This is a genomic window from Novosphingobium sp. (assembly GCF_041915465.1).
Lineage (GTDB): Bacteria > Pseudomonadota > Alphaproteobacteria > Sphingomonadales > Sphingomonadaceae > Novosphingobium.
On record NZ_JAYSBK010000011.1, the window covers coordinates 37,441 to 46,975 of the forward strand.

At 65.7% G+C, this 9,535-nt stretch carries 6 protein-coding genes and 1 pseudogene; 4 read left to right on the plus strand and 3 right to left on the minus strand.

Annotated elements, in window-relative coordinates; genetic code table 11:
• Positions 1–102 precede the first annotated feature (102 nt).
• Both ACE3SN_RS03780 and ACE3SN_RS03785 read left to right on the plus strand, forming a co-directional pair.
• Complete coding sequence (locus ACE3SN_RS03780) at positions 103–1,116, plus strand: efflux RND transporter periplasmic adaptor subunit (RefSeq protein ID WP_374527616.1); 1,014 nt, start codon at positions 103–105, stop codon at positions 1,114–1,116.
• The gene (locus ACE3SN_RS03785; protein ID WP_374527618.1) at positions 1,113–4,328 is read left to right on the plus strand and encodes an efflux RND transporter permease subunit; all 3,216 of its coding nucleotides are present in this window, start codon (positions 1,113–1,115) and stop codon (positions 4,326–4,328) included. The genes ACE3SN_RS03780 and ACE3SN_RS03785 overlap by 4 nt, the downstream gene beginning before the upstream one ends.
• 3 nt (positions 4,329–4,331) lie before the next feature.
• On the opposite strand, the gene ACE3SN_RS03790 is transcribed toward ACE3SN_RS03785, so the two are convergent.
• From ACE3SN_RS03790 to ACE3SN_RS03800, 3 genes are all read right to left on the minus strand, one after another.
• Positions 4,332–5,072, minus strand: a complete 741-nt coding sequence (locus tag ACE3SN_RS03790; RefSeq protein WP_374527620.1) for a winged helix-turn-helix domain-containing protein — start codon at positions 5,070–5,072, stop codon at positions 4,332–4,334.
• Positions 5,073–5,157: 85 nt separating this feature from the next.
• Positions 5,158–6,468: an NAD(P)-binding domain-containing protein gene (locus ACE3SN_RS03795; RefSeq protein ID WP_374527621.1), complete on the minus strand. Its 1,311-nt coding sequence runs from the start codon at positions 6,466–6,468 to the stop codon at positions 5,158–5,160.
• 2 nt (positions 6,469–6,470) lie between these two features.
• Positions 6,471–7,550, minus strand: a complete 1,080-nt coding sequence (locus ACE3SN_RS03800; RefSeq protein ID WP_374527623.1) for a hypothetical protein — start codon at positions 7,548–7,550, stop codon at positions 6,471–6,473.
• A gap of 335 nt (positions 7,551–7,885) precedes the next feature.
• Here ACE3SN_RS03800 and ACE3SN_RS03805 point away from each other — a divergent pair, with 335 nt between their 5' ends.
• Together ACE3SN_RS03805 and ACE3SN_RS03810 are read left to right on the plus strand one after the other, a co-directional pair.
• On the plus strand, positions 7,886–8,641 hold the full coding sequence (locus ACE3SN_RS03805; protein ID WP_374527625.1) for a hypothetical protein: 756 nt from the start codon (positions 7,886–7,888) through the stop codon (positions 8,639–8,641).
• Positions 8,641–9,535 (plus strand): annotated as a pseudogene (locus ACE3SN_RS03810) (cytochrome C); the annotation flags it as partial. The gene ACE3SN_RS03805 and the pseudogene ACE3SN_RS03810, both read left to right, overlap by 1 nt.

Sequence of the window (9,535 nt, forward strand, 5' to 3'; positions counted from 1 at the left end):
TAATATACGGGCTTGCGAATATAAGCAATAGAGAATATGAAATATGTCAATGCAGCCGCCCGCTGGCTGTCCTATCGAGTCGGAAACATGGGAATTGGGGCAATGAAGGCACCTCTGCTGGCACTGGCGCTTCTGGCGATACCTCTTGCGGGGTGCGGCTCCGACGAGCAGTCGTCACCGCAGGCCACTGCGCCTGCTGGTACGCGCCTGACCTTGCAGCTGGCGGACACGGCCCAGTGGCAGGACGTCAGTGCCGAAATCGCGACCGTCGACCAGGCCCAGGTCATCGCGCGGATCCCGGGCATCCTGACCACGATCTTGGTCCGCGAAGGCGACATGGTCGGCAAGGGGCAGGTGATCGGGCGGATCGTCGACAACCAGCTTGGCTATCAGGCCGGTGCCTATGGTGCGCAGGCCGCCGCCGCGCAGGCGCAGGTGAAGCAGGCCGAAGCCGAACTGGCGCGGGTGCGCTACCTCTATGAAAACGGCGTTTACGCCAAGGCCCGGCTCGAACAAGCCGAGGCCTCGCTGGCAACCGCACAGGCCTATGTCCGCGCTGCCCAGGCGCAGCAATCGGCGGTCGGTGCCGTTGCGGGGCAGGGCGCGGTAGTCGCGCCGACAAGTGGCCGCGTGCTGCGCGCGGACGTGCCGGCCCGTGCGCCGGTCGCCCCAGGCATGGTAATTGCCACCATCACGGCGGGGCCCACGATCCTGCGACTTGCGATGCCGGAATCGGTGGCGCTGCAAGTCCACGCCGGTTCGCGCGTGAGCGTGACCTTGCCCGGCGGTGGGCTGCGTGAAGGCCGGGTTCTGAAAGTCTATCCTTCGGTCGTTGCCGGGCAGGTGACCGCCGATGTCGAACTTTCGGGGATCGACAACAGCCTGATTGGCCGCCGCATGGCCGCCAAGGTCGAAACCGGCACGCGCAAGGCGCTGCTGGTGCCGCAGGGCTTTGTCACCAGCCGCTTCGGCATCGACTATGTCACTGTCCTCGCCAAGGACGGCAGCGCGACCGAAGTGCCGGTGCAGACCGCGCCGTCCAGCGAAGCCGGCAAGGTCGAACTGCTGTCGGGCGTCAGCGCGGGTGACACGCTGGTCGGAAAGAACGGCAAATGAACCTTGGCATTTCGGGCAAGCTGACCCGCGCCTCGATCCAGTCGCCGCTGACCCCGCTGTTCCTGCTGGCGGCGGTGATCGTCGGGCTGATTTCGACAATCACGATCCCGCGCGAGGAAGAGCCGCAGATCTCGGTGCCGATGGTCGACATCCGCGTCGCCGCGCCGGGGCTGTCCTCGCCCGAGGCGGTCGAGCTGGTGGGCAAGCCGCTGGAGACCATCGTCAAGAGCGTCGACGGCGTGGAGCACGTCTATACCCAGGCGCAGGACAACGGCGTGCTGGTGACCGCGCGCTTCCTTGTCGGCTCCAACCCGGAAGACGCCGCGACCCGCATTGACGAGAAGATCAACGCCAACATCGACCGCATACCCGTCGGCATTCCCCCGCCGCAGGTAACCGTGCGCGGGATCAGCGATGTGCCGATCGTGGTGCTGACATTGACGCCCAAGCCCGGCGCGCCGGGGCAGTGGAACGACCAGGCGCTGTATGAGCTGGCGGGCAAGCTGCGCACCGAAGTCGCCAAGGTCAACGACGTTGGCCTCAGCTTCATCACCGGCGGGCAGCGCATGGCGCTGCGCGTGGTACCTGATCCGGCCAGGCTGGCGGCCTACCGCGTGCCATTGGGCAGCGTGATCGAGGCGGTCAGCCAGGCCAACCGCGCCTTTCCGGCCGGAACCGTGCGCGAAGGCGGCCTTTCGGTCAGCGTCACTGCCGGTCAAACGCTGAAGAGCGCGGAAGAGCTGGGCAACCTGACGGTCCGTTCGGCGACCGGCGCGCCAATCCTGCTGAAAGACGTCGCCACGGTTGAGCAGGCCGCGACCGAGGACCAGGCCCGCGCCTGGCGCTGGGCGAAGGACGACAAGTCTGCCTGGGCGATGACCCCGGTGGTTTCCATCGCGGTTGCCAAGCGCGCCGGGGCGAATGCCGTGACCGTTTCGGAAAGCGTGGTCAGCAGGGTTGAAGGGCTGAAGGGCAAGCTGATCCCCGACAGCGTCGAAGTGGCCGTCACTCGCAACTATGGCGAGACCGCGAACGAGAAGGCCAACGAACTGATCTTCCACCTTGCGCTGGCGACGATTTCGATCGTCGTGCTGATCGGCTTTGCCATCGGCTGGCGCGAAGCCGGGGTGACCGCGATCGTCATCCCGACCACGATCATGCTGACCATGTTCGCGTCCAAGATCATGGGCTTCACCATCAACCGCGTCAGCCTGTTCGCGCTGATCTTTTCCATCGGCATTCTGGTCGACGATGCCATCGTGATGATCGAGAACATCGCCCGGCACTGGGCAATGAAGGATGATCGCGGCCGGATCGATGCCGCGGTCGATGCCGTGGCCGAAGTCGGCAACCCGACCATCGTCGCGACGCTGACTGTGGTTGCCGCCCTGCTGCCGATGCTGTTCGTCTCGGGCCTGATGGGGCCCTACATGGCCCCGATCCCGATCAACGCGAGCGCGGCGATGGTGTTCTCGTTCTTCGTTGCGGTGATCATTGCGCCCTGGCTGATGGTCCGCCTCGCCAAACAGGCGCTTGCCCACGGCGAACATGACGAGCACGGCGGCAAGCTGGGCGCTCTCTACAAGCACTATGCCAGCAAGGTGATCGCCACCAAGCAGAGCGCCAAGCGCTTCCTGATCGCCGTCGGCGTCGCCACGCTGGTGGCCTGCTCGATGTTCTACTTCAAGGCGGTGACGGTCAAACTGCTGCCCTTCGACAACAAGAGCGAAGTCCAGCTGGTGGTCGATATGCCCGAAGGCACCAGTCTTGAGATGACTTCGCGCGTGCTGGAACAGGCCGCTGCCGTCGCCCGCAAGGTGCCCGAAGTAACTTCGATGGAAGCCTATGCCGGCACCTCCGCGCCGTTCAACTTCAACGGGCTGGTGCGGCACTATTTCCTGCGCTCGCAGGCGGAACAGGGCGACCTGATGGTGACCCTGCTGCCCAAGGGCGATCGGTCGCGATCCAGCCACGAGATCGCGGTGGACCTGCGCGAACAGCTGAAAAAGGCCGTGCCGCTGCCCGCCGGCGCTTCGATCAAGGTGGTCGAAACCCCGCCGGGACCGCCGGTGATGGCAACCCTGCTGGCCGAAATCTATGGCCCGGACGAAGCTACCCGCCGCAAGACTGCCGATCAGGTCGAGAAGATCTTCAAGTCGGTCCCCTACATCGTCGATACCGACAATTCGTTCGGCAATCCGCGCCCCACGCTGCGGCTGGTGCCGGACCGGGCGAAGCTGGATCAATACGGCCTGTCCGAACGCCAGCTGTTTGATTCAATCGGTGCGCTGATGGGTAATCAGGTCGTCGGCTATGCTCCGCGGGGGGTGGACCGCGATCCGCTGCCGATCGAAATGGGGCTGGCCCAAGCGCAGCGCAGCTGGTCATCGGCGATGGCCGCAACCCCGGTGGCCGTGGCGCCCGGCGGGCAGCTGATCGCGCTGGGCGAACTGGTCAAGGCCGAAGTCGTGCCGGGCGGGCAGGCGATGTTCCGCCGCGACGGGCGCGGGGCGGCGATGGTCATGGCCGATCTGGCCGGACGCTATGAAGCGCCGATCTATGGCATGATCGCGGTCGATGATGCGGTGGATCAGTTCGATTGGGCCAAGGCCGGGATGGAAAAGCCCGAAGTGATCCTCAACGGCCAGCCCGAAGACGAAAGCAAGCCCAGCCTGCTGTGGGACGGCGAATGGGAAATCACCTGGGTCACCTTCCGCGACATGGGCGCGGCTTTCATGGTCGCGCTGCTCGGCATCTATGTGCTGGTGGTCGGCCAGTTCCGCAGCTTCCAGCTGCCGCTGGTGATCCTGACGCCAATTCCGCTGACGCTGGTTGGCATCGTGCTGGGCCATATGCTGTTCCAGGCGCCGTTCACCGCGACCTCGATGATCGGGTTCATCGCGCTTGCCGGGATCATCGTGCGCAATTCGATCCTGCTGGTCGACTTCATCCGCCACGCCCGCAGTCCCGACAAGTCCCTGCGTGAAACGCTGCTCGAAGCCGGGATGATCCGCTTCAAGCCGATCGTGCTGACGGCGGCGGCGGCGATGATCGGTGCGGCGGTGATCCTGACCGACCCGATCTTTCAGGGGCTGGCGATCTCGCTGCTGTTCGGCCTGGCGTCCTCGACGCTGCTGACCGTGCTGGTGATCCCGGCTATCTACGTGGTCCTGCGCGACGATGGCCGCCTGCTGGACGCAGCGGAAAGCTGACTGTCAGTTGCAGGAGGCGGACTTGCACGAGCTTGTGCAGCGCGGAGCATCCAGCTTGGCGCATGGTTCGCAGTCTACCGGTTCGGCATTCCGGTTGCTGGCATCGAACCGGTAACCGACGCCGCGCACCGTTGAGATCAGACCGGGTCCGATCTTGCGGCGCAGCCGTCCGATCAGGACCTCCGCCGCATTGGCGCTGGGCCGGGCCCCGCCGGGGTTAAGCTGATCGAGCACGTCGTTGTGACCAAGGATGCGCTCGGGATAGAGCATGAACAGGCGTAGCAGCCGAAATTCGTTGCGCGTCAGGTTAAGGCATTTGCCATCGAGCCAGGCGCAGCGCGACTTGAGGTCGAGATCCAGTCCGCCAAGCTGGATTCGGTCGCTCGATTGTCCGGCAGAGCGACGGATGATGGCGCGCAGGCGCGCAGCGATTTCTTCGGACCGCACCGGCTTGAGGAGGAAATCGTCGGCCCCGGCATCCAGACAATCGATCTTGTCGCGCCAGTCATCGCGAGCCGACAGCACGATCAGGGGCTGGTCGATGCCGTTCTGACGCAGTGCGCGCACGGCCGGGTGGGCGGGGCCGGGGCTGAGCCCGTGATCGAGCACCACCACCGCCGCCCCTTCGGCCATGCGGTTGGCCACGGCCTGTTCCGCCGACAGCGCCAGCCGCGCGGCAAAGCCATTGCCGGCCAGCCGGTCTGCCAACCATCCCGATTGTTCGCGGTCTTTGTCGATCAGCAACAGTCGCATGGCAAATTGCTGGCGACCAAAGGCCGCCCAAGCCCCCTTTTATTAGTTGGACCTAATACTAAGGCGCCTGCCAAAGTCAAACGGTACCAAATTTTGTTTCAACAGAAATCCCCATGTCGTGCAAAAATTGCGTCGGCAGGAGCCCCCCGGCACATATGATGACGTCGTCGTTGGGGATCGTCCGCAGTTCGCCGCCGCAATTTATTTGCACATTGTCCTGCCCGATTGCGGTTACCTCGCTGTCGAGCAGTTCCTTGAGCCGGCATGTCGCGGCCAGTTCGCGCACCCGGTCGCGGTTCTTGGCGCGCGCCCGGCCATAGGCCTGACCGCGGTAGGACAGCGTGACTTCGGTCCCCGGCTGCACGGCGAGCCGGCCCGCCGCCTCCAGCGCGCTGTCGCCCCCGCCGACCACCAGGACCCGGCGGCCGGCATATTGTTCCGGATCGATCAGGCGATAGACCACTTTGTCCAGTTCCTCCCCCGGCACGCCGAGTGGGCGCGGGGTGCCGCGGCGACCGATCGCCAGCAGCACCGCTTTGGTCATGTAACGCCCACGCGAGGAAGTGACTTCGAACAGTTCGCCCTGCCGGGTCACGGCGGTCACCTGTTCCTCGAACTTCGGCTTCAGCCCCGTGCGATGCAGCACGTCCTGCCAGAAGCCTAGCAGGTTCTCCTTGCTGATCTCGCCAAAGCGCACCTCGCCGATCAGGGGGAGGGTCGCGGGCGCGGTCATCACCAGCTTGCCGCGCGGGAAGTGGGCGACCGTGCCGCCAAGGCTCGACTGGTCGATGGTGGCGAACGAGAGCTTGCGTTCCATCGCACCGAGGCTGGCCGATATCCCGGCCGGACCACATCCGACGATCACCACGTCAAGCACGTTGGCCCCGCCCGAAACGCGCCGCGCGTGCTGCGCCACCGAGGCAATTGCCTGGCGCCCCTGCTCGATCGCGTTCTTGATCAGACCCATCCCGCCCAGCTCTCCCGCGATGAAGATGCCCGGCACAGTGGTCTCGAACTCCGGCGAGAGCACCGGAATGTCGACGCCGCGCGTGGCAGTGCCGAAGACCAGCGTGATCGCGTCGGTCGGACAGGCGGCCTGACAGGCGCCGTGGCCCACGCACAGCGTCGGTTCGATCAGCGCGGCCTTGCCATCGATAATCCCCAGCACCTTCTTTTCGGGGCAGGCCCGGGCGCAGGCAGCGCAGCCCAGGCAGCGCGCCGGATCGATCACCGGGTGGAGCGATGCGGGCTCGTTAAGGCCAGCCTGCCGGTTGTCTTCGAGGACGGCCAGAGCCTTGCGCGAACGCCGCCTTTCAAACAGGGTCCGGCCCGCCCACAGGGCGCCGAGCGGTAATGCGTAGACTATCAGCAGCGGATTGAAGGCCATGCTCAGGCGCCCGGGATTCCGATTTCCTTGGCGACGGCGTTGACCTGCGCGAGGCCCGCAGGGTCGTCGGCCAGGGCCTTGCGCGCGGAGACGAGGTCCTTGGCGGCATGATCACGCTGATCCAGCACCATGCGCGAACGCAAGAGCTTGACCCAGCCATCCGGGTTCCTGGGATTGGCCTTGAGCTTGGCGGCAAGCCCTTCGACCATCTGGTTGATCGTCGCTTCCTGATCGGCCTTGGGCATAGCGCCGATAGCCTGCGCGGCGGCGGGATCCGGCGGTGGCAGGATGCCCACGGGCAGCGCGGATGCGGCCGGGGCGGCGACCTTGAGACGGCCGGTCACGTCGATGCCAAGCTTCTTTGCGGTGTCTGAAATCTGGCGCTGCACATCGGCTTGCCAGGGCGCATCGGCTGGCCCCGAATTGGCAAGCTCGATCCACTGGTCGAGCGCCTGCTTTTCCTGCCCGTGCTGGGCCAGCCACATCGCGCTGAAATAGCGCGAGCGCGGTTCCTTCGGATCGAGCTTCAGCGCCTTGGCGAATTCGGTCTTGGCCTCGTCCGTCACTTTGCCGCCCGCGACGCCGACCAGCGCCTCGCCATAGCCGGAGTGCACCAGCGCATTGTCGGGTAGCAACTCAAGCGCGCGTTTGAAGGGGGCGAGTGCCTTGTCGGGCTTGCCGGTCATCACATAGGACCAGCCGAGCATGCGGAAGCCCTCGCCATCGTTGGTGTCGGTCTCGAGCCGCTTGGCGAGGCGCGCGATCATCGTATCGACATCGTCGAGCGACTGCGCGTTGCCGCCGGGCAGGGCGCTTGCCGCACCTGTCGGCGCGCTGGTCTGGTCTCCGCGAAAGGCCAGGACGGCGGCCGCGATCGAGACCAGCAGACCAGTCCCGACGAGAAGTTTACGGCTGGGCGACATGGCTTGCGCGCCTTTGGACTCTTCCGTTGCCGGGGCAGCAGCCTTGCCCTCCGCAGCGGGCTCACCAACCCCAACCGGGGTTTCGCGCGCCTGCCAGACCCGCATGATCACGATCCCGATGGCGATCCCGGCCAGTCCCGTCAGCAAATATTGAATCATCTGTTTCCCTCATTCCCGCCACCTGCGGGCGACCCGATACACGTTCTTTTCCATTTCCTTGCCAGCCGCGCCCATCCTGTTGCTGACGCCAACCTGTCAAAATCCCAAATCGTCGACACATCGCCCGTCTTGCAAGACGAACCGAGGCCGCTGATTCCCTCACGTTGAAACCAAACGCTAATCACAATTTGGCAGGGGAAGTTCACCACCAACGTTATGGGTTGCAATATTTGATGGCCACGAATGCAGAGCGAATCCCAGCAGCGCGTCAACAGCCAAGGTTAACCGCCGGGTCAGTTGAGCGATTCGTCTCGCTTGGGGTGATTGCTGCGGTGGTGGCCGCGATCGCCTGGGGCTGGTCGCACCGGGCCGAGGTTCCGGTCGATCCCGAACATGGCCTCGGCTATGCGTTGGGGATCATCGGCGGCACGATGATGCTGGTGCTGCTGGGCTATCCGCTGCGCAAGCGTGCCCGCCCCGCGACGCGGGCGCCGGGCTCGGTCGGTTTCTGGTTTCGCTTCCACATGTTGCTCGGCCTGCTGGGGCCGCTGGCGATCCTGTATCATGCGCGCTTCAGCTGGGGCGCGCTCAACAGTGCGGTGGCGCTGGGGGCCATGCTGATCGTCGCGACGAGCGGCCTGGTCGGCCGCTTTTTCTATGCTCGGGTCCACCGCGGCTATTCGGGGCGCAAGCTGGAACTGCGCGCGCTCAAGGCGGAAATGGACGAAATGCTGGCTCAACTGGAGGTGCGCGGCATCCCGCGCGCGGCTATCCTTGAAGAGGTGCAACCTTTCGAGGACCGCGCGGTCGCAGCGGGGGGCGCGTTCTGGACCAGCGCGGCGGCGGTGGTGGGGCTGGGGATCGAAACCCGGATTGCTCGCCGTCGCCTGTCCGGCGCATTGACCGGGGCGGATCGCCGGTCGCTCGCGGCGCGCGGCCTGTTGGGCGATTACTTCCAGGCCGTGCGCCGTGCGGCCGAGTTCGCCTTTTACGACCGGCTGCTCAGGCTGTGGCATCTCCTGCACCTGCCGCTGTTCATCCTGCTGGTCGCCGCCGCGATCCTGCACATCGTTGCGGTGCATATGTACTGATGCGCCGCGCGCTGCGCCTTGTCTGGTTGATCGTGCTGCTGGCTGCCGCTCCGGCGCTGGCGCAGTCGATCATGGAACGGCTAGTCACGCCGGGCCCGCTCTCCAGCGTGCACGCGCGGCTCGAATCCAAGTGCGACAGCTGCCACACCTCGTTCCAGAAGACCGCGCAGAATTCGCGTTGCACCGATTGCCACAAGGGGATCGGGGCGGACGTGGCGCAGGGCTCGCACTTTCACGGCAAGTTCGCGCCCGCGCGCACCGGCCAGTGCAAGAGCTGCCATTCGGACCACAAGGGCCGCAATTTCGGCCTGATCCAGTTTAACCGGGCAACATTCAATCACGCCTACAGCGAATTCGCGCTGACCGGCGCGCACCAGAAAGTGACCTGCACGGCCTGCCACGGGCCGACGCACCAGTATCGCGGGCTGGCGCGCGACTGTGCCAGCTGCCACGCCAGGAAGGACCCGCACCGCGGGCAGCTGGGGCGCGCGTGCCAGACCTGTCACACCACCACCGCGTGGAAAAGCGTTCAGGGCTTCAATCACGCAAAGACGCGCTTTGCGCTGACCGGCGCGCACCGCAGCGCCGCTTGCATGGCCTGCCACGTCGGCCAGCGCTGGAAGGGTCTGCCCGCCACCTGCATCAGTTGCCACGCGCGCGACGATGCCCACAAGGGCAGCCGGGGGACGAACTGCGCCTCGTGCCATACGACCAGTGCCTGGAGCGCGGTTACGTTTGACCATTCGACCACCGGCTTCCCGCTGGTTGGCGGCCATGCCACGGCGGCTTGTGCTGGCTGTCACGGCGCGGGCAATGCCAACAAGCACCCCGCGCGCACCTGCAACGCCTGCCACGCGCGCGACGACGTGCATAAAGGCGCGAACGGCACCGATT

What these genes read in the sequence shown, in the direction of transcription:
- ACE3SN_RS03780 (WP_374527616.1), top strand. Translation starts at nt 103, where the DNA reads ATGAAGGCACCTCTGCTGGCACTGGCGCTTCTGGCGATACCTCTTGCG.
- ACE3SN_RS03800 (WP_374527623.1), bottom strand. Translation starts at nt 7,550, where the DNA reads ATGATTCAATATTTGCTGACGGGACTGGCCGGGATCGCCATCGGGATC.
- ACE3SN_RS03795 (WP_374527621.1), bottom strand. Translation starts at nt 6,468, where the DNA reads ATGGCCTTCAATCCGCTGCTGATAGTCTACGCATTACCGCTCGGCGCC.
- ACE3SN_RS03785 (WP_374527618.1), top strand. Translation starts at nt 1,113, where the DNA reads ATGAACCTTGGCATTTCGGGCAAGCTGACCCGCGCCTCGATCCAGTCG.